The sequence below is a fragment of the Amycolatopsis sp. NPDC104863 genome (assembly GCF_055582965.1).
The window spans coordinates 1,693,006-1,717,042 of sequence record NZ_JBVJOW010000001.1 but is presented as its reverse complement, the minus strand read 5'-3'; the positions used below and the strand labels follow the sequence as shown (position 1 = coordinate 1,717,042).

Genomic DNA, 24,037 nt, shown 5'->3' with positions numbered 1-24,037 from the left:
CCAAGCGGATGTCCCGCTGACCGGTCAGGGACGGTCGGTGAGGTACCCGCCCATGGTCTTGAAGTAGTCGTGCGCGGCCAGCTCCGTGCCGTCCGCCGTCCGGACCCGCTCGACGCGCAGGCCGGGCGACCGGCCGCGGCGGGCGTCCGGGCCGGCGACGATCACCACGCCGTCACCCTCCTTGATGAAGATGCGGCCCGGTGTGCCGCCGTAGTGGCCTTCGGACACCGACGCCTCGAGGATGCGCAGCTCCTCGCCGCGGTGGTAGGCGAACGCGTTCGGGTACGGGTCGGACAGCGCGCGCACGAACCGCTCGATCTCGGCGGGCGGCGCCGTCCAGTCGATCAGGCTGTCTCGCTGGGCGCGCTTGTGGAAGAAGCTCGCCTTCGTCCGGTCCTGCGGCACGGGTGTGTAGCCGGTCTCGATGAGCTGGATGGCCTCGGCCGTGATCGGCGCGATCAGGTCGACCGTACGGTGGAAGAGGTCGGTCGTGGTGTCGGCCGGCCCGACCGGGATCGCGCGCTGCAGCACGATGTCGCCGGCGTCGAGCTCGCCGTCCATCATGTGGGCGGTGACGCCGACCTCGGGCTCGCCGTTGATCATCGCCCAGATCAGCGGGGAGAACCCCGCGTAGGACGGCAGCAGCGAGTCGTGGATGTTGAGGGTGCCGTGGCGCGGCAGCTCGAAGATCTCCGGCGGCAGCCAGGTGCGCCAGTTGTTCGCCACGATCAGGTCGAGCTCGGCCGCCTTCAGCTCGGCCAGCAGCTCGGCGTCGTCCGGGCGGGTGCGCAGCAGGACGCGGATGCCGTGGGTCTCGGCGAGGTCGGCGACCGAGTCGGCCCAGATCCGCTCGTAGGCGTGGTCGCTCTTCGGGTGCGTGATCACGAGGGCGACCTCGTGACCGGCGTCGATGAGCGCCTGCAGGGTCCGGTGCCCCCAGGTCTGGTAGCCGAACATCGCCACGCGCATTCGAGAGTGCCCTTTCGTGATCGGGGGACGAACATCACCACGAACGTACTAGGCGAGGCTCGCCTAAGTTAGGTTAGGGTTCCCTGAACGGTACCGGAACGCGCTAGGGAGCAACATGACTGCAGAGGCCGGCGAACAGGTCCCGATCTACGACGTCGTCGGGGTGGGGTTCGGGCCGTCGAACCTCGCACTCGCGATCGCGCTCGCCGAGCACAACGCCGGTTCGGACCGGCCGGTGACCGCGCACTTCCTGGAGCGGCAACCCCGGTTCGGCTGGCACCGCGGGATGTTGATCACCACCGCCACGATGCAGGTGTCGTTCCTCAAGGACCTCGTCACCATGCGCAACCCGACCAGCGAGTTCAGCTTCCTCAACTACCTGCACTCGGTCGGGCGGCTGGTCGACTTCATCAACCACAAGAACCTCTTCCCGCTGCGGGTCGAGTTCCACGACTACTTCGAGTGGGCCGCGGCGAAGGTCGACGACGTCGTCTCCTACGGCACCGAAGTCGTCTCGGTGACGCCGGTGTACGACGGCGGGGAGGTCGTGTACTTCGACGTCGAGGCCTCCGACGGCTCGTCGCTGCGGGCCCGGAACCTCGTGATGGGCACCGGCCTGCGGCCGCAGCTGCCCGAGGGCGTCACCGCGGGCGCGCGGGTCTGGCACAACAGCGAGCTGCTGTTCCGCGTCGAGGCGATGCGCGGCACCGACCCGCGCCGGTTCGTCGTGGTCGGCGCCGGCCAGAGCGCGGCGGAGGTCGCGGCGCTGCTGCACGAGGAGTTCCCGCACGCTGAGGTGTGCGCGGTCTTCGCGCGCTACGGCTACAGCCCGGCCGACGACAGCTCGTTCGCCAACCGGATCTTCGACCCGGAGGCCGTCGACCAGTTCTACGCCGCGGGCGAGCCGGTGAAGGACCGCCTGATGCGCTACCACGGCGCGACCAACTACTCGGCCGTCGACGTCGACCTGATCGACGAGCTCTACCGCCGCGTCTACCGCGAGAAGGTGCTGGGCGTGGAGCGGCTGCGGCTGTTCAACGTCTCCCGCCCGGTCGAGGTGACCGACACCGGGACCGCGGTGACGGCGACAGTCGAGTCCCTGACGACGGGCGAGCGCACGGCGCTGGAGGCCGACGCGGTCGTCTACGCGACTGGCTACCGCCCCGCGGACCCGACCCCGCTGCTCGGCGAGCTCGGCCCTCGCTGCGCGCGCGACGAGTCCGGCCGCCTGCGTGTCGAGCGGGACTACCGGCTGACGACGGAACCGGCTCTGGCCGGCGGGATCTACCTGCAGGGCGGCACCGAGCACACGCACGGCATCACGTCGTCACTGCTGTCGAACACCGCGGTGCGGGTGGGGGAGATCCTGCAGTCCATTGTGGACCGACGAGTGGTGCGCGCGCCCGAAGGGGAGTACGCGGTGAGCGCCCGCTGACGTCGAAACACCGTGAAGGCCTTCTCGCCACGCCGGTGGGAAGGCCTTCACGGCTTTCAGGTCCGGGCGGGCGCCGGGTGGTGACGGCTGATCGGGATCACCATCGGCGTCCCGCTGATCGGGTCCGGGGTCACCTGGCAGCGGACGTCGAAGACCTCGTCCACCAGCTCCTCGGTGATCACCTCGACCGGCTTGCCCGAAGCCACGACACGGCCGGCCTTCATCGCGATCACGTGGTCGGCGTAGCGGCAGGCCTGCGGGAGGTCGTGCAGCACCATCACGACCGTGCGGCCCTCGGCGCGGTTGAGGTCGACGACCAGGTCGAGGACGTCGATCTGGTGCGCCAGGTCGAGGTAGGTCGTGGGCTCGTCCAGCAGGAGCACCGGGGTGCCCTGCGCGACCGCCATCGCGATCCACGCGCGCTGGCGCTGGCCGCCGGAAAGCTCGTCGACCGGGCGGTCGGCGAGGTCGGTCATCTCCGTCGCCTCCAGCGCCGCCTGCACCGCGCCTTCGTCGGACGTCGACCACTGCCGCCACCAGCTCTGGTGCGGGGCGCGGCCGCGGCCGACGAGGTCGGCGACCGTCATGCCTTCCGGCGCCACCGGGGACTGCGGGAGGATCCCGAGCCGCTGGGCGACCTGGCGCGTCGGCAGGTCGTGGATCGAGCGGCCGTCGAGGTACACCCCGCCCGACTTCGGGGTGAGCAGCCGGGCGATCGTGCGCAGCAGCGTCGACTTCCCGCACGCGTTGGCGCCGATGATCGCGGTGATCTCCCCCGGCGGGAGGTCGAGGTCGAGGCCGTCGATGACCACCCGGTCGTCGTAGGCGACCCGTAGCCCCTCGACGCGCAGCGAGGGTGCGTCCGATGTCATCTTCTCAGCCTCCGGAACCGGATCGGTTGGCCCTGGCCAGCAGCCAGAGCAGGAGCGGGGCGCCCAGCACGCCGGTGACGATGCCGACCGGCAGCGCGGACGCCGTGATCTCGCGCGCGAGGATGTCGCTGCCCAGCACCACGACCGCGCCGGTGAGCGCGGACGCCGTGATCGGCGGGGCGGCCAGCCGCGCGAGCCGTTGCGCGATCTGGGGCGCGGTCAGCGCGACGAACGAGATCGGGCCCGCCGACGCGGTCGCGAACGCGACCAGCCCGGCGCCCGCCAGCAGCAGGCCGAGCCGCACCGGCTGCACCGGCGTGCCGAGCCCGGCCGCGACCTCGTCGCCGAGCGACAGCGTGCTCATCCACCGCGAGAGCGCCAGCACCAGCGGAAGCAGCACGCACAGCGCGGCGAACAGCGGCACGACGTGTTCCCAGCCGCGGTTGGCGAGGTTGCCGACCATCCACCCGATCGACGCCTGCGCCTCGGTGATCTGGGCCTTGCTGAGCAGGTAGTCGGTCAGGCTGGTGCACATCGCGAAGATCCCGATGCCCACCAGCAGGATCCGGTAGCCGGTGGTCCCGCGCCGCCACGCGAGCGCGTACACGAGCAGCGCGGTGACCACGCCGCCGAGCAGACCGAGCGTCGTCGTGCCGAGGCCGCCGCCGAAGCCGAACGAGATCCCGGCGACCACGGCGGTGGCCGCGCCCGCGTTGATGCCGATCATGTCCGGGCTGGCCAGCGGGTTGCGGGTGATCGTCTGGAACACCGCGCCGGACGCGCCGAACGCGATCCCGGCCAGCAGCCCGGTGAGCGCCCGGGGCAGCCGCAGTTCCTGGACGATGTAGCCGTTCCCGCTGTCGCTGCCGCCGAAGAGGCCCGAAAGGACGTCGGACACGCTCATCGGGACGTCGCCGATCGTCATGCCGACGCAGAACAGGACGAACGTCAGCACGGCGAGGACGAGGCAGACGATCAGCAGCCGCGGCCGGACGCGGGCCGACACCGGCGGTTTCGCGAGGCGGAAGGTGACCCGGTCGCGCCGCACGTGGAGCTGGGTCATCTCACGCCTCCGCGAGCTTGCGCCGGCGGACCAGGTAGATGAAGAACGGCGCGCCGAGGAACGCGACGATCACCCCGGCCCGGATCTCGCTGGGGCGCGCCAGGATCCGGCCGAGGATGTCGGCGGCCAGCAGCAGGCACGGCGCGAGCACCGCGGTGTAGGGCAGCAGCCAGCGGTGGTCCGGCCCGATGACGAACCGCACCGCGTGCGGGACGATCAGCCCGAGGAACACGATCGGCCCGGCGACGGCGACGGCCGCGCCGGTCAGCAGCGTGATCGCCAGCGCGCCGCGCAGCCGCAGCGGGCCGAGCTTGCGGCCGAGCGCGACGGCGACGTCGTCCCCGAGCGCGAGGCTGTTCAGCGCCGGGCCGCTCGCGATCGCCAGCACCACACCGACAACGAGGAACGGCAGGACCTGCAGCAGCGCGCCGCTGTCCACCCCGGCGAGCGAGCCGGCCGACCAGAAGCGGTAGCGGTTGAGCGCCACCGGGTCCGACAGCACCATCGCGCTGGTGAAGGAGGCGAGCAACGCCGTGACGGCGGCCCCGGCCAGCGCCAGCTTGACCGGGCTCGACCCGGCCCGGCCGCGGGTGCCCAGGAAGTAGACGACGGTGGTCGCGGCCAGCGCGCCGGCGAAGGCGAACCAGATGTAGCCGTAGGCGGAGCTGATGCCCAGCACGGTGATCGAGAACACGATGGCGAACGCGGCCCCGGCGCTGACGCCGAGCAGCCCGGGATCGGCCAGCGGGTTGCGGGTCAGCGCCTGCATCACGCAGCCGGCGAGCCCGAGCCCGGCGCCGACGAGCACCGCGAGCAGCGTGCGCGGCAGGCGGACACTGTGGATGATCACGGCGTCCGCGGAGCCGTCGTTGTGCCACAGCACCTGCCAGACCGCGTCGAACGAGATCTCCTTCGACCCCAGCCAGACACTCAGCAGGCACAGGAAAACGAGCACGCCGAAAGCGGCCAGCAGACCGAGCGCGCGGCCCGTGTGTGGCGGGCGTCGCGTGAGAGCGATCCCTCCGGGGTCTGTTCGCACCGCACCTCCGACTGGTACTCATTTTAGGTAAGGCTAACCGATGGTACAGGAGTGCATCCTCACCATCTGTTTGTTAGGTTCACCTAAGTTCGCGCCCCGATCGGGGCGTCGCTAGCAGCAGGAGGCTGGTCTACCGGTGAGCAACGGTGACGCTGTGCAGCAGGTCGCGGACCTCGGTTTCTGGCGTGATCGCCTCGCGTCGGCGCCGAAGGAGCTGCCGCTGCCGGTCGACCGCCCGTACCCGGCCGAGCCCGTGCCGGCCCGGCTGGCCTGGTCGCCCCCGGCGGTCGACGAGCTGACGGTGCTCGCGGCCTTCACGGTGCTGCTGTCCCGTTACGCGGGGACCTCGGACGTGGTCGTCGGCATCGGCGCGCTGGTGCCGTTGCGGGTCGACCTGGGGGGTGCGCCCGGGTTCGCCGAAGTGGTCGAGCGCGTGCGCGCGGCGCGTGAAGAAGCGTGGGCTCACCGGGTTCCGTTCGGTGACCTCGTCGCCGAGCTGCGGCCCGAGCCCGGTCGTGGCGGATCGATGCTCGTCAACATCGGCTTCGGCGCCGAGACGGATCGGCCCCTCGACCTGAACCTGACCACCGGCGGGGTGCACTACCGCGCCGACGTCCTCGACGAGTCCACTGTGGACCGCATGCTCGGCCACCTCGAGCACCTCCTGGCCGCCGCGCTGGAACGTCCACAGTGGCCGGTCGCGCGGCTGGACCTGGTGCCGGAGCCGGAGCTGCGCCGGATCCTCGAGGAGTGGAACGACACGGACGTCGACACGCCGCTGTCGACGTTGCCGGAGCTGTTTGCTGCCCGGGTCCGCGAGGCGCCGGACGCCGTCGCGCTCGTCTTCGAAGACGAGGAGCTGACCTACGCCGAGCTCGACGCCCGCGCGAACCGGCTCGCCCACGTCCTGATCGGCCGCGGCGCCGGGCCGGAGCGGGTGGTCGCGCTCGCCGTGCCGCGCTCGGTCGAGATGATCGTGGCCGAGCTCGCGGTGCTCAAGGCCGGCGCCGCGTACCTGCCGCTTGACCAGGACTACCCGGCCGAGCGGATCGCGTTCATGGTGTCCGACGCCCGCCCGGTGTGCGTGGTGACCACGAGCGAGCTGGCCGACCGCTTCGACGGCGACGTCCTGCTCCTGGACGAGATCGGTCTCGACGACACGCCGGCGACGGATCCCGAAGCGGAGATCGTGCCCGCCAACGCAGCCTACGTGATCTACACGTCCGGCTCGACCGGGCGGCCCAAGGGTGTGGTGGTGTCCCACGCGGGGGTCGCGAAGCTGGTCGCCACCCAGACCGAGCGCTTCGGCATCGGCCCGCACAGCCGGGTGCTGCAGTTCGCGTCGCCGAGCTTCGACGTCGCCTTCTGGGACCTCTGCCTCGGCCTGCTCTCGGGCGGCCGGCTGGTCGTCGTCCCCGCAGAGCGGCGGGTGCCCGGCCCCGAGCTGGCCGAGTACGCCCACGCCCAGGGTGTCGACTTCATGATCCTTCCGCCTGCGCTGCTCGCCGAGTTCCCCGAGGACTGCGACCTTCCGCGCGACAGCGTCCTGCTGGCCGGGACCGAACGCGTCTCGCCGGAGCTGGTCCGGCGCTGGGCGCCGGGGCGGCGGATGTTCAACGCCTACGGCCCGACCGAGGCCACGACCAACTCGACGCTCGGCCTCTGCGACCCCGACGTCGCGCCGGGCTCGGCGGTGCCGATCGGCGTCCCGGACCCCGGCACCCGTGCCTACGTCCTCGACGCCTTCCTCGCGCCGGTGCCCGTCGGTGTGGTGGGGGAGCTGTACCTCGCCGGATCCGGGCTGGCCCGGGGCTATCTCGGGCGCGCCGCGCTGACGTCGGAGCGGTTCGTGGCCGACCCGTTCGGCTCCGGCGGCCGGCTCTACCGCACGGGCGACCTGGTGAAGTGGCTGCCGGACGGCCGGCTCGTGTTCCTCGGCCGGGCCGACGACCAGGTCAAGATCCGCGGGTATCGGATCGAGCTGGGCGAGGTCGAGTCGGTGCTCGCCGAACACCCGCGGGTCGGCCAGTCGGTCGTCGTCGCGCGGGACGGGCAGCTCGTCGCCTACGCCGTGCCGGTGCCCGACCGCGACCCGGCCGCCGAGCAGGGGCACGTCGAGGAATGGCACGCCGTCCACGAAGAGATGCTCGCCGGGTCGACCGGGATCGAGGAGAACTTCGCCGGCTGGAACTCCAGCTACGACGGCTCGGACATCCCCCTCGAGGAGATGCGGGAGTGGCACACGGCGACGATCGAGCGCATCCGGTCGCTGCGGCCGAACCGGGTCCTCGAGATCGGCGTCGGCAGTGGCCTGATCCTCTCGCGGATCGCGCCGGACGCCGAAACGTACTGGGGTGTCGACCTTTCCGAGAGCGCGGTCGAGAACGTCCGGCGTGAGGTCGCCGCGATCCCGGAGCTGGCCGGCAAGGTGCATCTCGCCGCCCGCCCGGCCCACGACCTGGGCGAGCTGCCGGCCGAGCCGTTCGACACCGTGATCGTCAACTCCGTCGCGCAGTACTTCCCGAGCGCGGACTACCTCGCCGAGGTCGTCCGGACCGCGGCCGGGCTGCTCGCGCCGGGCGGGACGATCTTCCTCGGGGACATCCGCAACCTCCGTTCGCTGCGCGCGTTCCGCACGGCCGTCGAGCTGCGGCACGGGCGGGGTGACGTCGCCGCGGTCGACCAGGCGATCGCCCGCGAGGGCGAGCTGGTGCTCGACCCGGACTTCTTCCCGGCGCTGGCCCGCGGCCTGGCCGGCTTCGACGACGTCGACCTGTGGGTGAAGCGCGGTGAGGCGCACAACGAGCTGACCCGCCACCGCTACGACGTCGTCCTGCGCAAGGCGCCGAGGCGTCCCGCGGCCGAGGAGCAGGTGGTCGCGTTCGGTGATCTCGGGGCGGTGGAACGGTTCCTGGCCGCCGAGGCGCCGGAGCGGCTGCGGGTCACCGGGGTGCCGGACGCGCGGCTGGCCGGGGAGCTGGCCGCCGTGCGCGCCCTCGACACGAGCGACCTGTCCGCGGCGCTCGAGGCCTTGGACCGCCGGGACGGCGTCGACCCGGAGGACCTGCACCGGCTCGGCGACCGGGCCGGGTACCGGGTCGCGGTGACCTGGGCGGCCGCGGCCGGTGAGCTGGAAGCCGTCTACACCCGAGGCGACGGGGGGCCCGCCGCCTACCGGCCGACGCGCGGCCAGGGGGCCAATCCCGCGTCGTACGTCAACAACCCGGCCGCCCGCCGGGAGACCGGCGCGCTCGTGGCGGCCCTGCGTGCCCACGTGCGCGACCGGCTGCCGCTGTACATGGTGCCCTCGGCGTTCGTGGTGCTGGACAAGCTGCCCGTGCTCGCGTCGGGCAAGCTCGACCGCAAGGCCCTGCCGAGCCCGGAGCGGTTCACCGCCGGGCCGGGCCGCGCGCCCCGCAACCCCGTCGAACAGCTGCTGTGCGAGATGTTCGCCGACGTCCTCGGGGTGCCGCAGGCCGGCCCGGACGACGACTTCTTCGCCCTCGGCGGCCATTCGCTGCTCGCGACCCGGCTGATCCAGCGCATCCGCGCGGCGGTCGGCGCCGAGGTGCCGGTGCGCGCGGTGTTCGACGCCCCGACCCCGGCCGCGCTCGCCGACCTGCTGGCCGGCGCCGTCACCGGCACCGAGCGGCACCCGCTCACCCGCGTCACCGAACGGCCCGAGCGGCTGCCGCTGTCGTTCGCGCAGCAGCGGCTGTGGTTCCTGCACGGGCTGGAAGGCGGGTCGGCGACCTACAACGTCCCGCTCGTCATGCGGCTGACCGGTGAGCTGGACGTCGAGGCGCTGCGGTCCGCGTTGAACGACGTCCTCGGGCGGCACGAGGCCCTGCGGACGGTGTTCCCGACCGCCGACGGCGTGCCCTACCAGGAGATACTCCCCGAAGCCGAAGTGGAGCTGAGCGTCCGCCCGGTGTCCGATGTGGACTCCGAAGTGGACAGCCTGGTTCGTGACGTGTTCGACCTCGGCGCCGGCGTCCCGGTGCGGGCCGCGCTGCTGACCGTCGACGCGCGACGGCACGTTCTGGTCCTCGTCGTGCACCACATCGCCGCCGACGGCTGGTCCCTCGCTCCGCTCTGGCACGACATCGCCACGGCCTACCGCGCCCGGCTGCGCGGGGAAGCTCCCGAGTGGACACCGCTGCCCGTCCAGTACGCGGACTACACGCTGTGGCAACGGGAACTGCTCGACACCGAAGAGGCCACGCAGCTCGACTACTGGCGCACGGCCCTCGACGGCCTGCCCGAACGCATCCCGCTCCCGCTCGACCGGCCGCACCCGGCGGTGTCGGCCTACCGCGGCGAGTTCTTCACCTTCGCCTGGGACGCCGGCCTGCAGGCCGGGCTGACCGACCTCGCGCGGGCGTGCGGCGTGAGCCCGTTCATGGTCGTGCACGCGGGCTTGACCGCGCTGCTGTCCCGGCTCGGCGGCGGCACCGACATCCCGATCGGCACCCCGATCGCGGGCCGCACCGACCAGGCCCTGGATGATCTCGTCGGGTTCTTCGTCAACACCCTCGTGCTGCGCGTCGACGCCGGGGGCGACCCGTCGTTCCGCGACCTCGTGGCGCGGGTGCGGGACCGCAGCCTCGATGCGTATGCCCACCAGGACGTCCCGTTCGAGCGGCTCGTCGAAGCGCTGAACCCGGCGCGGTCGCTGGCGCACCACCCGCTGTTCCAGACCATGCTCGCGTGGCAGAACACCCCCGGCGCGGGTGTCGAGCTGCCCGGGCTGACCGTCACCGAGCAGCCCGTCGGCACCGGCACGGCCAAGTTCGACCTCTGGTTCTCCTTCACCGAGCGCGCCGACGGCATCCACGGCCAGGCCGAGTTCAACGCCGAGGTGTTCGACAGCGCGACGGTGACCGGCCTGCTCGACCGCCTCGAAGTCCTGCTGCGCCAGGTCGTCTCCGCGCCGGACCGCCGCCTCGGTGGCCTCGACGTCCTCACCCCGGCCGAACGCGACGCCCTGCCCGCGATCTGGTCGGGGACCGTCGAGGACGTCCCCGCGGTCACCGTGCCCGAGCTGTTCGCCGCCCAGGTCGCGCGCACCCCGGACGCCAAGGCGCTCATCTTCGAAGACGAAGAGCTGACCTACGCCGAGCTGGACGCCGTCTCGAACCGCCTCGCCCGCGTCCTCGCCGAGCGTGGTGCCGGGCCCGAGCGCGTCGTCGCACTGGCACTCCCGCGCTCGACACACCTGGTCACGGCCATCCTCGCGGTGCTCAAGACCGGCGCGGCCTACCTGCCGGTCGATCCCGGCTACCCGGCCGACCGCATCGCGTTCATGCTCGAAGACGCCGCCCCGGCGCTGGTCCTGGCCGACGACCTGCCCCTGCTTGACGGAGTTTCGGACGCGCCCCTCGACGTCGTCCTCCGGCCGGAGAACCCCGCGTACGTCATCTACACGTCCGGTTCGACGGGCCGTCCCAAGGGTGTTGTCGTGCCGCACGCGGGCATCGTCAACCGCCTGCTCTGGATGCAAGCCGAGTACGGCCTGACCGCCGGCGACCGCGTGCTGCAGAAGACGCCGTCCAGCTTCGACGTCTCCGTCTGGGAGTTCCTCTGGCCGCTGATCACCGGCGCCACCGAGGTCGTCGCCCGGCCGGACGGCCACAAGGACCCCGCCTACCTCGCCCGGCTGATCCGCGACCGCGGGGTCACGACCGTCCACTTCGTCCCGTCGATGCTGCAGGTGTTCCTGCAGGAGCCGGCTGCGAGGGAGTGCATCGGCCTGCGCCGGGTCCTGTGCAGCGGCGAAGCCCTGCCCGCCGACGCGGTCGTCCAGTTCGGCCAGGTCCTGGACGCCGAGCTGCACAACCTCTACGGACCCACGGAAGCCTCGGTCGACGTCACCTCCTGGCGGACGTCCCCCGAGGACACGACCGTCCCGATCGGACGTCCGGTGTGGAACACCCGGACCTACGTCCTCGACGCCGCCCTGCGCCCGGTCCCGCCCGGCACCGCCGGTGAGCTGTACCTCGGCGGCGTCCAGCTGGCCCGGGGTTACCTCGGCCGCCCCGGGCTGAGCGCCGAACGGTTCGTCGCGTCGCCGTTCGAACCGGGGGAGCGGATGTACCGCACCGGCGACCTCGCCCGGTTCCGCGCCGACGGTGTCCTCGAGTTCCTCGGCCGCGGTGACGAGCAGATCAAGATCCGCGGCTTCCGCGTCGAGCCCGGCGAGATCGCCGCGACCCTCGCCGCGCACGACGACGTCGCCCACGCGGTGGTCGTGGCTCGCGAGGACCGGCCCGGCGACGTCCGCCTCGTCGGGTACGTCGTGCCCGCCGAACTGTCCTCGGTGGACGAGACCGAGCAGGTCGGTGAGTGGCGCGAACTCTACGACTCGATGTACGCGGGCGCGGCCGACGAGTTCGAAGGCTGGAACTCCAGCTACACCGGCGAACCGATCCCGCGGGAAGAGATGCGGGAGTGGCGGGACGCCATCGTCACGCGGATCCGGTCGCTACAGCCGAAGCGGGTGCTGGAGCTCGGCGTCGGCACCGGCCTGCTGCTGACCGAGCTGGCCCCGGACTGCGAGTCCTACTGGGGCACCGACTTCTCCGCCGAGGTCATCGCGTCGCTGGGCCGCCGGGTCGCGGCCGACCCCGCACTCGCCGACCGTGTCGAACTGCGGACCGGCGACGCCGCCGACGTCAGCGGCTTGCCGGCCGGGTTCTTCGACACGATCGTGCTCAACTCCGTCGTCCAGTACTTCCCGAGCGGGACGTACTTGCTGGACGTGCTGCGCAAGGCCCTCGACCTGCTCGCGCCGGGTGGGTCGTTGTTCGTCGGCGACGTCCGCGACCTGCGCCAGGTCCGGGCCTTCCACACGGCGGTGGCCGAAGCGCGCGGGGGCGACGTCGAGCAGAACCTGCTGCGGGAGAAGGAGCTCCTCGTCGCGCCCGAGTTCTTCGCCGGGCTCGACGGGGTCACCGCGGACATCCGGGTCAAGCGCGGCCGGGCGGTGAACGAGCTGACCCAGTACCGCTACGACGTTGTCCTGCGGCCCGGCTCGGCCGCGGCAGCCGAAGTCCCCGCGCTCGTGTGGGGCACCGACCTGTCCACTGTGGACGAGGTAGCCGGTCCGAGCCGGATCGAGCGTGTTCCGAACGGCCGCACCGCGCCAGGCGGCGTGAACCCCGAAGACTGGTACGCGTTCGGTGACGAGCACGGCTACCGCACGGTCGTCACCTGGTCCGCGACCGGCGACGGCTCGGTGGACGTGCTCTTCACGACCGGAGACCCCGCCGGTGCCTTCCGGCCGGGCGCCGGGCCGCTGCTGTCCTACACCGGCAACCCCGGCCGCTTCCGCCGGATCAGCACGCTGACCGCGGACCTGCGGGCCCGGGCCGCCGAGCGGCTGCCGGAGCACATGGTCCCCTCCGTGATTGTGGTGCTCGACGCGCTCCCGGTGACCGCCAACGGCAAGCTCGACCGCCGCGCCCTGCCCTCGCCGGACCCGGTCGCGCCGACGTCCGACCGCGAACCGCGCACCCCGGTCGAACGGCAGCTGTGCGAGCTGTTCGCCGACGTCCTCGGCCTGCCGCGGGTCGGCCCGGACGACAGCTTCTTCGCCCTCGGCGGCCACTCCCTGCTGGCCACCCGGCTGATCGCCCGGATCCGCACGACGCTGGACGCCGAGCTCGAGGTCCGGTCGGTGTTCGAGACGCCGACCGCCGCCGGCCTCGCGGGGCTGCTCGCCACCGGGAGCGGGACCGCGCGCCCGCCGCTGGTCCCGGTGGCCCGGCCGGCGCTGGTGCCGCTGTCCGGCGCGCAGCAGCGGCTCTGGTTCCTGCACCACCTGGAAGGCCCGTCCGCCACCTACAACGTCCCGCTCATCATGCGCCTCGAAGGTGAAGTCGACGTCGAGGCGCTGCGCACCGCACTGTCCGATGTGGTCGCCCGCCACGAAGCGTTGCGGACGCGGTTCCCGCAGCGGGACGGTGTGCCGTACCAGGACGTCCTCCCGGCCGCCGACGTGGATCTTCCGGTGCGCGAGGTGACCGATCTCGACCGCGCGCTGACCGGTCTGGTCCGCGGCTCCTTCGACCTCGAACGGCACGCGCCGATGCGCGTGGAGCTGCTACGCCTGGGCGAGCGCGAGCACGTGCTGGCCCTGGTGTTCCACCACATCGCCTCCGACGGCTGGTCGATGGCCCCGCTCTGGCGTGACATCGCCACGGCGTACGCCGCCCGGCAGCGCGGCGATCGTCCACAGTGGACGCCGTTGCCGGTGCAGTACGCGGACTACACGCTGTGGCAACGGGACCTGCTCGGCAGCGAAGACGACCCGGACAGCGTGCTGAGCGCCCAGCTCGACTACTGGCGTGACACGCTGGACGGCCTGCCCGACCGGATCGAGCTGCCGCTGGACCGGCCGCACCCGGCGACCGCGACCTTCCGCGGTGAGCTGCACACGTTCAGCTGGGACGCCGAGCTGCACGCCCGGCTCACGGAGCTGGCGCGGGAGTCCGGCGCGAGTGTGTTCATGGTGGTGCACGCGGCCCTCGCCGCGCTGCTCACCCGCCTCGGCGCGGGCACCGACGTGCCGATCGGCTCGCCCATCGCGGGCCGCACCGACCAGGCGCTCGACGACCTCGTCGGGTTCTTCGTCAACACGCTCGTGCTGCGCGTCGACACCGCGGGCGAGCCGTCCTTCCGGGACCTGGTGGCGCGGGTCCGCGAGCGCAACCTCGACGCCTACGCCCACCAGGACGTGCCGTTCGAGCGGCTCGTCGAGCTGCTCAACCCCGCGCGGTCGCTCTCGTACCACCCGCTGTTCCAGGTGATGATCGCCGGGCAGAACAACACCCGCGCGGAGGTGACGCTGCCCGGGCTGACCGTCACCGAGATCCCGGTGACCACCGGGACGTCGAAGTTCGACCTGTCGATCTCGCTGACCGAACGCGAAGCCGGGATCGCGGGGGTGCTGGAGTTCAACACCGACGTCCTCGACCACCCGAGCGCCGACGCGATCCTGCGCCGCCTCGAAGTCCTGCTGCGCGCGGCGCTGGCCGCGCCGGACCGCCCGGTCGCGGCCTTGGACCTGCTCGCCGGGGACGAGCGGGAGCAGGTCCTGACCCGGTGGGCCGGGTCGCTCGAACCGGCCGGCACCGAGACGTTCCCCGGCCTGTTCGCCCGCCGGGTGGCCGAGGCCCCGGACGCCGTCGCGCTGGTCTTCGAGGACGTCGAGCTCACTTACGCCGAGCTCGACGCGCGGGCGAACCAGCTGGCGAACCTGCTGCTCGAGCGGGGCGCCGGGCCCGAGCGGGTGGTCGCGCTCGCCGTGCCGCGGTCGGTCGAGATGATCGTCGCCGAGCTGGCCGTGCTCAAGGCCGGCGCGGCATACCTCCCGATCGACGTCGACTACCCCGGCGACCGGATCACCTACATGGTCGAGGACGCCGGACCGGTCTGCGTCGTGACGACGCGGGAGATCGACGCGAAGCTGCCCGCGGGGGTGCCCCGGGTGCTGCTGGACGACCCGGCGCTCGCCGGAACGTCCACCGAGGACCCCGCCGTGGCCGTCAAGCCCGAGAACGCGGCGTACGTGATCTACACGTCGGGTTCTTCCGGTCGGCCGAAGGGGGTTGTCCTCCAGCATTCGGGGGTCGCGAAGCTGGTGGCCACGCAGGTCGAGCGGTTCGGCATCGGCCCGCACAGCCGGGTGCTGCAGTTCGCGTCGCCGAGCTTCGATGTCGCCTTCTGGGACCTGTGCCTCGGTTTGCTCTCGGGTGGCCGGTTGGTCGTCGTACCGGCCGAGCGCCGGGTCGCCGGGCCCGCGCTGACCGAGTACGCGCACCGGCACGCGGTGGACTTCATGATCCTGCCGCCCGCGCTGCTCGACGCCATGCCCGCGGACTGCGACCTCCCGCGGGACAGCGTCCTGCTGGCCGGGACCGAGCGCGTGTCGCCGGACCTCGTCCGCCGGTGGGCGCCGGGCCGCCGGATGTTCAACGCCTACGGGCCGACCGAGGCCACGACCAACTCGACGCTCGGCGAGAGCGACCCGGTCGAGCTCGCGGACGCGACGGTCGTCCCGATCGGCATCCCCGACCCCGGCACCCGGGCGTACGTGCTCGACGCCGGGCTGCGGCCGGTGCCGCCCGGAGTGGTGGCCGAGCTGTACCTCGCCGGCTCCGGGCTGGCCCGCGGTTACCTCGGGCGGCCCGGGTTGACGGCGGAGCGGTTCGTCGCGGACCCGTTCGGCTTCGGCGGGCGGCTCTACCGGACCGGTGACCTGGTGAAGTGGCTGCCGGACGGCCGCCTGGTCTTCCTGGGCCGGGCCGACGACCAGGTCAAGATCCGCGGGTACCGGATCGAGCCGGGTGAGATCGAGGCCGTGCTCACCGAGCACCCGGCCGTCGGGCAGTCGGTGGTGCTGGCGCGGGACGGGCGGCTCATCGCCTACGCCGTCCCGGCGGCCGGCCGGGACGAAGAAGCCGAGCTCGACCACGTCGGTGAATGGCGCGAGCTGCACGAGAACGTCTTCACCGACGCGGCGGCCGGCGGGCTGGAGGAAAACTTCACCGGCTGGAACTCCAGCTACGACGGCTCGGAGATCCCGCTCGAGGAGATGCGGGAGTGGCACGCGGCGACGATCGACCGCATCCGCGCGCTCGAGCCGAAGCGGGTTCTCGAGATCGGTGTCGGGTCGGGCCTGATCCTGTCCCGGATCGCGCCGGACGCCGAGGAGTACTGGGGTGTCGACCTGTCCGAGAAGGCGATCGCCAACCTCCGGCGGGAGCTCGCGACAACGCCGTTCGCGGACAAGGTCCACGTCGCGGCCCGCCCGGCGCACGACCTCGGGGACCTGCCGGGCGAGCCGTTCGACACGGTGATCATCAACTCCGTCGCGCAGTACTTCCCGAGTGTCGACTACCTCGCCGAGGTCGTCCGCACGGCTGCCGCGCGGGTCCGGCCGGGCGGGGTGATCTTCCTCGGCGACATCCGGAACCTGCGTTCGCTGCGGGCGTTCCGCACGGCGACCGAGCTGCGCCACGGCCGCCGCGACGCGGCCGCGGTCGACCAGGCCATCGCGCGCGAGGGCGAGCTGGTGCTCGATCCGGACTTCTTCCCGGCGCTGGCCCGTGGCCTGGACGGGTTCGACGACGTCGACCTGTGGGTCAAGCGCGGCAGCGCCCACAACGAGCTGACCCGGCACCGCTACGACGTCGTCCTGCGGAAGGCACCCAAGCCGGCGCCGGTCGAGGAGGACGTCGTCGCGTTCACCTCGGTCGACGAGCTCGAGCGGCTGCTTGCCGAGCGTCCGGCCCGCCTGCGCGTCACCGGAGTGCCGGACGCGCGGCTGTCCGGCGAGCTGGCCGCGGTCGCCGCGCTCGCCGCCGGTGATGCCGACGCGGCACTGTCCGCTTTGGACGCCGAGCCGTCCGGAGTGGACTTCGAGCGGCTGCAGGATTCCGGGTACCGCGTCTACGCGGCACCCACGCACGAAGGTGCGCTCGAGGTCGTGTTCACCACGGGGGAGCCGACGCGGATCCACCGCGCGCGTCCGGTGCGGGCCGCGTTGGCGACCTTGGGCAACCACCCGGCCGGGCAGCGGGACACGAGCGCGCTGGTGTCCGCCCTGCGGGCACACGTGCGGGATCGGCTGCCGCAGTACATGGTGCCCTCGGCGTTCGTCGTGCTGGACCGGCTGCCGCTGCTCGCGTCGGGCAAGCTCGACCGGCGGGCGCTGCCCAGCCCGGACCAGCAGGCGGTCACCGCCGGCCGGGCGCCGCGGACCCCGGTCGAGGAAGTCCTGTGCGGACTGTTCGCCGAAGTCCTCGACGCGTCCTCGATCGGGGTCGACGACGACTTCTTCGCCCTGGGCGGGCATTCGCTCATGGCGACGCGGCTGGTCGCGCGGGTGCGCGCGGTCTTCGGCGTCGAGCTGCAGGTGCGGTCGGTGTTCGAGACCCCGACCGTCGCCGGGCTCGCCGCGCTCCTGGCCACCTCGGACTCGACGGCCGCCCGGCCCGCCCTGGTCCGCGCCGAGCCGCGGCCGGACGTGCTGCCGCTGTCGTTCGCCCAGCAGCGGCTGTGGTTCCTGCACCGGCTCGAAGGCCCGTCGGCGACGTACAACATGCCGACCGCGGTCCGGCTGACCGGCGACCTCGACACCGAGGCGCTGCGCGTCGCACTGTCCGATGTGGTCGAACGCCACGAGGCGTTGCGGACCGTCTTCCCCGAAATCGACGGCGAAGCCCGGCAGCAGGTCCTCGACGACGTCGAGATTCCGCTGAACACCCGTGAGGTCACCGAAGGGACGCTCGCGGAGGCGGTGTCCGAAGTGGCCGGCACGGTGTTCGAGCTGGAGTCGGAAGTCCCGCTGCGCGCGGAGCTGCTCCGCCTGGGCCGCCGGGAGTACGTCCTGGTGCTGGTGTTCCACCACATCGCCTCCGACGGCTGGTCGACCGCGCCGCTGTGGCGTGACCTCGCAACGGCCTACACCGCCCGGCAGGCCGGTGCCGCTCCCGAGTGGACTCCGCTGCCGGTGCAGTACGCGGACTACACGCTGTGGCAGCGCGACGTCCTCGGCGAGCCGGTGATCGAACCGCAGCTGGCCTACTGGCGTGAGGCGCTCGCGGGCCTGCCGGAGCGGATCGAGCTGCCGACCGACCGGCCGCACCCGGCCGAGGCGTCGTACGAGGGTGAGCAGTTCGCGTTCGGCTGGGACGCGGAGCTCCACAGTGGACTGGTCGAGCTGGCCCGCGCCTGCGGCGCCAGTGTGTTCATGGTCGTGCACGCCGGGCTCACCGCGGTGCTCACCCGCCTGGGCGCGGGCACCGACGTCCCGATCGGCACGTCCATCGCGGGCCGCACCGACCAGGCGCTCGACGACCTCGTCGGGTTCTTCGTCAACACCCTGGTCCTGCGTGTGGACACCGGCGGTGATCCGTCGTTCCGCGACCTCGTTGCGCGGGTGCGGGACCGCAGCCTCGACGCCTACGCCCACCAGGACGTCCCGTTCGAGCGGCTGGTGGAGGCGCTGAACCCGGTGCGGTCACTGGCGTACCACCCGCTGTTCCAGACGATGCTCGCTTGGCAGAACAACGCCGTCGCCGACCTCACACTCCCCGGGCTGACCGTCGCGGAGGAACCGGTCCGCACCGGCACCGCCCGCGCCGATCTGACGTTCTTCGTCGGCGAGCGGCCCGGCCACCAGGCCGGGATCCACGGCACCGCCGAGTACAACAGCGACGTCTTCGACCGCGCGAGCGTCGAGGCGATCCTCGGCCGGCTCCGGGCGCTGCTGCGGACCGCCGTCGCCGACCCGCACACCCGGATCGGCGCGATCGACCTGCTCACCGCCGCCGAGCACGAGCAGCTCGCCGCCGACCCGGCGACGCCCCTGCCCGCGGAGACGCCCGCCGAGCTGTTCGCCGCGCAGGTGTCCCGCACCCCGGACGCCACGGCACTGGTGTTCGGCGGCGAACACCTGACCTACGCCGAGCTGGACGCGCGCGCGACGGAACTGGCCCGGGCGCTGCTCGCGCGCGGCGCCGGACCGGAACGGGTGGTGGCGGTCGCGTTGCCGCGGTCAGCCCAGCTGGTCACCGCGCTCCTGGCGGTGCTCAAGACCGGCGCGGCGTACCTGCCGCTGGACCTGAACCACCCGGCCGAGCGCGTCGAGCTGATGCTGGCCGACGCCGATCCGCACCTGGTCATCGCCGAAGACGGCTTCGGTGACCGGCTGGTCCGGCCCGGATCCCGTGGTGAAGAACCGGCTTCCTGGCCGTCGATCAGCCCGGACAGGCTGGCGTACGTGATCTTCACGTCCGGCTCCACCGGCCGCCCGAAGGCCGTCGCGGGCACTCAGCGCGCGCTGGCCAACCGGCTGCACTGGGGTCGCGCGGTCGCCGAAGGCGTGCGCGTCGCGAAGAGCGCGCTGACGTTCATCGACGGCTCGACCGAGCTGCTCGGCGGGCTCGTCGCAGGCGACCCCGTGGTCCTCGCCGACGACACGACGGCCACCGATCCGCACGCCCTCGCCGAGCTGGTGCGGACGTCCGGCGCGCAGGTGCTGACCGTGGTGCCGAGCCTCCTCGACAGCTTCGCCGAGGACACGGCCGACGGCGCGTTCGACTCCGTGACGACGTGGATCACCAGTGGTGAGCCGCTTTCCACGGCTCTCGCCGAGAAGGTCGCGCGGAAGTGGCCGTCGGCGAAGCTGGTCAACCTCTACGGTTGTTCGGAGGTCGCGGGGGACAGCCTGGTGCAGGTCTGCGGTCCGGTGGCGATCGGACGGCCGGTCGCGAACACCCGCGCGCACGTGCTCGACGCCGCGCTGCGGCCGGTGCCGCCGGGCGTCCGCGGGGAGCTGTACCTGGCCGGCGCCGGGCTCGCGCGGGGTTACCTCGGCCGGCCGGCGTTGACGGCGGAGCGGTTCGTCGCGTCGCCGTTCGAGCCGGGGGAGCGGATGTACCGCACCGGCGACCTGGTCCGCCGTCGCCCCGACGGCGCCTTGGAGTTCCTCGGCCGCGCGGACCAGCAGATCAAGATCCGCGGCTTCCGCGTCGAGCCGGGTGAGGTCGAAGCCGTGCTGACCGCCTCGGTGGCCCGCGCGGCGGTGATCGCCCGCGACAACCGCTTGATCGCCTACGTCGCACCGTCGGGCGACCCGGCCGCGCTGCGAGCGTCGCTGACGGCGCGGCTGCCGGAGCACCTGGTGCCGTCGGCGATCGTCGTGCTGCCGGAGCTGCCGTTGAACGCCAACGGCAAGCTCGACCGCGCCGCCCTGCCCGACCCCGAGGTCCGGACTTCGGACCGGGTCGCGCGGACCCCGGCCGAGCAGGCGCTGTGCGAGCTGTTCGCCGACGTCTTGGGTGTGCCACGGGTCGGCCCGGACGACGGGTTCTTCACCCTCGGCGGCCATTCGCTGCTGGCGACGCGGCTGGTCAGCCGGATCCGCGCGCTGCTCGACGTCGAAGTCCCGATCCGGGCGGTGTTCGACGCGCCGACCCCGGCCCGCCTGGCCGCGCTGCTCGACCGGGGCCGTGAGAGCCGCCCCGCGCTGGTCCCGGCGGACCGGCCCGAGGTGCTGCCGCTGTCGTTCGCCCAGCAGCGCCTGTGGTTCCTCGACCGCCTCGACGGGCTGAGCGCGACCTACAACATCCCGTGGGCGTGGGAGCTGACCGGGCCGGTCGACACCGATGCGTTGCGGGCGGCGCTCGGGGATGTCGTGTCCCGCCACGAAATCCTCCGGACGATCCTCGCCGAGGACCACGGCACACCCCGTCAGGTGGTGCTGGACCCGGGCGACGAACGCGCGCGGCCGGTGCTGGTCGCGGAACCGGCAGCCGACCTCGACGAGAGCGTCACCGCCGCGGCGTCGTACTGCTTCACCCTCGACGCCGAGATCCCGGTGCGGGCCACGCTCGTGTCGGCCGGTCCCGAGCGGCACGTGTTCGTGCTGCTGGTGCACCACATCGCGGGTGACGGCTGGTCGCTGCCGCCGCTGAAGCGCGACCTCGACACTGCGTACGCCGCGCGGCTGCGCGGTGAACGTCCACAGTGGACGCCGTTGCCCGTGCAGTACGCGGACTACACGCTGTGGCAGCGGGAGATGTTCGGCCGCGCCGACGACCCGGACAGCCTCCTCGGCCGCCAGGCCGCGTTCTGGCGCGACACCCTGGCCGGGCTCCCGGACGAGCTCGCGCTGCCGGCGGACCGGCCGCGCCCGGCGCGCTCGACCAACCGGGGCGGCGTGGTGCCGTTCACCGTGCCCGCCGAGATCCACCGCCGCCTGCGGGAGCTGGCCCTCGGCAGCAACACCAGCACGTTCATGGTGCTGCAGGCGACGCTGGCGGCCCTGCTGACCCGGCTCGGCGCGGGCACCGACATCCCGCTCGGCACGCCGGTGGCCGGCCGCACCGACCACGCGCTGGAGGACCTCGCCGGGTTCTTCGTCAACACGCTGGTGCTGCGCACCGACACCGGCGGCGACCCGACGTTCCGGGAGCTGCTGGAGCGCGTCCGGGAGGCCGACCTCGCCGCGTACGCCCACCAGGACCTGCCGTTCGAGCACCTCGTCGAGCTGCTCAACCCGGCCCGGTCCCTGGCCCGGCACCCGCTGTTCCAGGTCATGCTCGCCGTCTACCACTCGGGTGCCGAGCAGGAGCGGCTGCTCGGGCTGGATGCGGCCTACCGGGACACCGGGCTGCGGCAGGCGAAGTTCGACCTGTCCTTCGACCTGGTCGAAACCCCCGAAGGCATCGAAGGTGACCTCGAGTTCAGCCTCGACCTCTTCGACGAGCCGACCGCGCGGACGCTCACCGAGCGACTGGTGCGGCTGATGGCGGCCGTCGTCGCGGATCCCGACCGGCCGCTGAGCCGGATCGACGTCCTCGAGCCCGGGGAGCGGCGGCGGATCCTGCACGACTGGGGCGCCGGCGAGCCGCTGACCACCGCGGCGCCGACGGTGGTCGACCGGCTGGCCGCGCAGGTGGCGGCGACCCCGGGAGCGACCGCGGTGAGCGACGCTTCCGGCAGCGTCACCTTCGCGGAGTTCGCGGCGCGGACCGACCGCCTCGCGCGGTGGCTGGCGTCGCACGGCGCGGGTCCCGAGCAGGTCGTCGCGCTGGTGCTGCCGCGGTCGGCGGCGGTCGTCGAGGCGATCTTCGGCGTGTTCAAGACGGGCGCGGCGTACCTGCCGGTGGATCCGGACCAGCCGGCGGAGCGGATCTCGGCGATCCTCGCCGACGCCGGTGCCGCGCTGGTGCTGACGAGCCGCGCCTCGGCCTCGCCGGTTCCCGGTGCGCTCTTCGTCGAGGACATTGTGGACAGTGCCGCGACGCTGACCCCGCCGTCACCCGCGAACCCGGCGTACGTGCTGTACACGTCCGGCTCCACGGGCAAGCCCAAGGGTGTGGTCGTCCCGCACTCCGGGCTGGTCAACCTGTTCCACAGCCACCGCGAGACGCTCTACCGCCCGGCGGTGGCCGCCGCGGGCGGACGGCGGCTGCGGGTCGGGCACGCGTGGGCGTTCTTCTTCGACGCCTCCTGGCAGCCGCAGCTGTGGCTGCTCGACGGGCACGAGGTGCACGTCGTCGACGACGAAACCCGCCGCGATCCCGACCGGCTGGCCGCCGTGGTGCGCGACCGCGGTCTCGACTTCCTCGAGCTCACGCCGTCGCACTTCGCGCAGCTGGCTGCGGCCGGAGTCGTCGAAGACGGCAAGTGCGCGCTGGGCGTGGTCGGTGTCGGCGGCGAAGCTGTTTCTCCATCACTGTGGGAGGAACTGCGCGCGTTCCCCGGCACGGAGGCGTACAACCTCTACGGGCCGACCGAGGCCACTGTGGACGCTCTGGTCGCGCGGATCGGTGACAGCGAACGTCCGGTGGTCGGGCGTCCGGTGCACAACGCGCGGGCGTACGTCCTCGACGGCGGCCTGACCCCGGTCCCGGCCGGGGTGCCGGGCGAGCTGTACCTGGCCGGCGCCGGGCTGGCCCGCGGGTACCACGACCGGCCCGCGCTCACCGCGGACCGGTTCGTCGCCGACCCGTTCGGGCCGGCGGGAGAGCGGATGTACCGCACCGGCGACCTGGTGCGCTGGCGGCCGGACGGGCAGCTCGAGTACCTCGGCCGCACCGACGACCAGGTGAAGGTCCGCGGCTTCCGGATCGAGCCGGGCGAGATCGAGACGGCCCTGACCCGGCACGACGACGTCGCGCAGGCGCTGGTCGTCGTCCGCGAGGACCGGGAGAAGCAGCTGGTCGCCTACACCACCCCGGGCCACGCCGATCCCGCGCGGCTGCGGGAGTTCGTGGCCCGCTCGCTGCCGGCGTACATGGTGCCCGCGGCGATCGTCCCGCTCGACGCGTTTCCGGTGACCCCCAACGGGAAGCTCGACAAGGCCGCTTTGCCCGCGCCCGAGTTCGAGCGGCGCGGCCGGGCGCCCGACACACCCCTGGAGAAGACCCTCTGCGAAGTCTTCGCGGAGGTACTGGACGTCGACGCCGTCGGCGCCGACGACGACCTGTTCACCCTCGGCGGCCATTCGATGCTGCTGGTGGTCCTGCGCAACCGGATCACCGAACGGCTCGGGACCGAGCTCCCGATCGCCGAGTTCTTCCGCACCCCCACCGCGGCCGGGCTCGCCGCCCTGCTGACCGACAACCAAGGAAACCGATGCAGCGCACCCTGATGAACGCCAAGATCCACCGGGCCACGGTGACCCAGGCCGACCTGCACTACGTCGGGTCCCTGACCATCGACGCCGACCTGATGGCCGCCGCGGACATCGTCGAGGGCGAGCAGGTCCAGGTCGTCGACATCACCAACGGCGCCCGGCTGGAGACCTACGCCATCACCGGCGAGCCGGGCACCGGCGTGATCGGTGTCAACGGCGCGGCCGCGCACCTCGTGCACCCCGGCGACCTGGTCATCATCATCACCTACGCCCAGGTCGACGAGGCCGAGCGCGCCCGGCACCGGCCGCGCGTGGTGCACGTCGACGCCGAGAACCGGCAGGTCCACTTGGGACACGACCCGGCGGAGCCGGTTCCTGGCGCGGAAGCCCAGCTGTCCGGTCGGAACTGACGCAGGTGGGCGTGGACACAGGTCGGTCGCGATGGTTGCTTTTGGCAGGCTCACCTAAATAAGGTGTGCCTATCCTAAAAGGCTCGGTGAGAGGT

At 72.7% G+C, this 24,037-nt stretch carries 7 protein-coding genes; 3 read left to right on the top strand and 4 right to left on the bottom strand.

Annotated features, from left to right (window positions below; genetic code table 11):
- Window positions 1-24: 24 nt before the first annotated feature.
- Complete coding sequence (locus ACZ63J_RS07620) at window positions 25-969, bottom strand: methionyl-tRNA formyltransferase (protein ID WP_465398516.1); 945 nt, start codon at window positions 967-969, stop codon at window positions 25-27.
- A gap of 115 nt (window positions 970-1,084) precedes the next feature.
- Here ACZ63J_RS07620 and ACZ63J_RS07615 point away from each other — a divergent pair, with 115 nt between their 5' ends.
- A complete protein-coding gene (locus ACZ63J_RS07615) occupies window positions 1,085-2,404 on the top strand; it encodes a lysine N(6)-hydroxylase/L-ornithine N(5)-oxygenase family protein (RefSeq protein ID WP_465398515.1) in 1,320 nt (439 codons plus the stop codon).
- Between the two features lie 56 nt (window positions 2,405-2,460).
- On the opposite strand, the gene ACZ63J_RS07610 is transcribed toward ACZ63J_RS07615, so the two are convergent.
- The 3 genes from ACZ63J_RS07610 to ACZ63J_RS07600 are packed head-to-tail and all read right to left on the bottom strand — an operon-like array spanning window position 2,461 to window position 5,378.
- Window positions 2,461-3,276 (bottom strand): ABC transporter ATP-binding protein, encoded by an 816-nt coding sequence (locus ACZ63J_RS07610; protein WP_465339762.1) that lies wholly within the window; start codon window positions 3,274-3,276, stop codon window positions 2,461-2,463.
- 4 nt (window positions 3,277-3,280) lie between these two features.
- Window positions 3,281-4,339 (bottom strand): FecCD family ABC transporter permease, encoded by a 1,059-nt coding sequence (locus tag ACZ63J_RS07605; RefSeq protein WP_465398514.1) that lies wholly within the window; start codon window positions 4,337-4,339, stop codon window positions 3,281-3,283.
- 1 nt (window position 4,340) lies between these two features.
- A complete protein-coding gene (locus tag ACZ63J_RS07600; RefSeq protein ID WP_465339759.1) occupies window positions 4,341-5,378 on the bottom strand; it encodes a FecCD family ABC transporter permease in 1,038 nt (345 codons plus the stop codon).
- Between the two features lie 136 nt (window positions 5,379-5,514).
- Between ACZ63J_RS07600 and ACZ63J_RS07595 the strand changes: the two genes are divergently transcribed.
- Both ACZ63J_RS07595 and panD read left to right on the top strand, forming a co-directional pair.
- Window positions 5,515-23,547: an amino acid adenylation domain-containing protein gene (locus ACZ63J_RS07595; protein WP_465398513.1), complete on the top strand. Its 18,033-nt coding sequence runs from the start codon at window positions 5,515-5,517 to the stop codon at window positions 23,545-23,547.
- Window positions 23,532-23,942 (top strand): aspartate 1-decarboxylase, encoded by a 411-nt coding sequence (panD, locus tag ACZ63J_RS07590; RefSeq protein WP_465339757.1) that lies wholly within the window; start codon window positions 23,532-23,534, stop codon window positions 23,940-23,942. The genes ACZ63J_RS07595 and panD overlap by 16 nt, the downstream gene beginning before the upstream one ends.
- The last annotated feature ends 95 nt before the right edge of the window (window positions 23,943-24,037 follow it).

Bases quoted from the DNA above. Each gene is read 5' to 3' on its own strand.
- panD (WP_465339757.1), top strand. From the start codon at position 23,532: ATGCAGCGCACCCTGATGAACGCCAAGATCCACCGGGCCACGGTGACC.
- ACZ63J_RS07610 (WP_465339762.1), bottom strand. From the start codon at position 3,276: ATGACATCGGACGCACCCTCGCTGCGCGTCGAGGGGCTACGGGTCGCC.
- ACZ63J_RS07615 (WP_465398515.1), top strand. From the start codon at position 1,085: ATGACTGCAGAGGCCGGCGAACAGGTCCCGATCTACGACGTCGTCGGG.
- ACZ63J_RS07620 (WP_465398516.1), bottom strand. From the start codon at position 969: ATGCGCGTGGCGATGTTCGGCTACCAGACCTGGGGGCACCGGACCCTG.
- ACZ63J_RS07605 (WP_465398514.1), bottom strand. From the start codon at position 4,339: ATGACCCAGCTCCACGTGCGGCGCGACCGGGTCACCTTCCGCCTCGCG.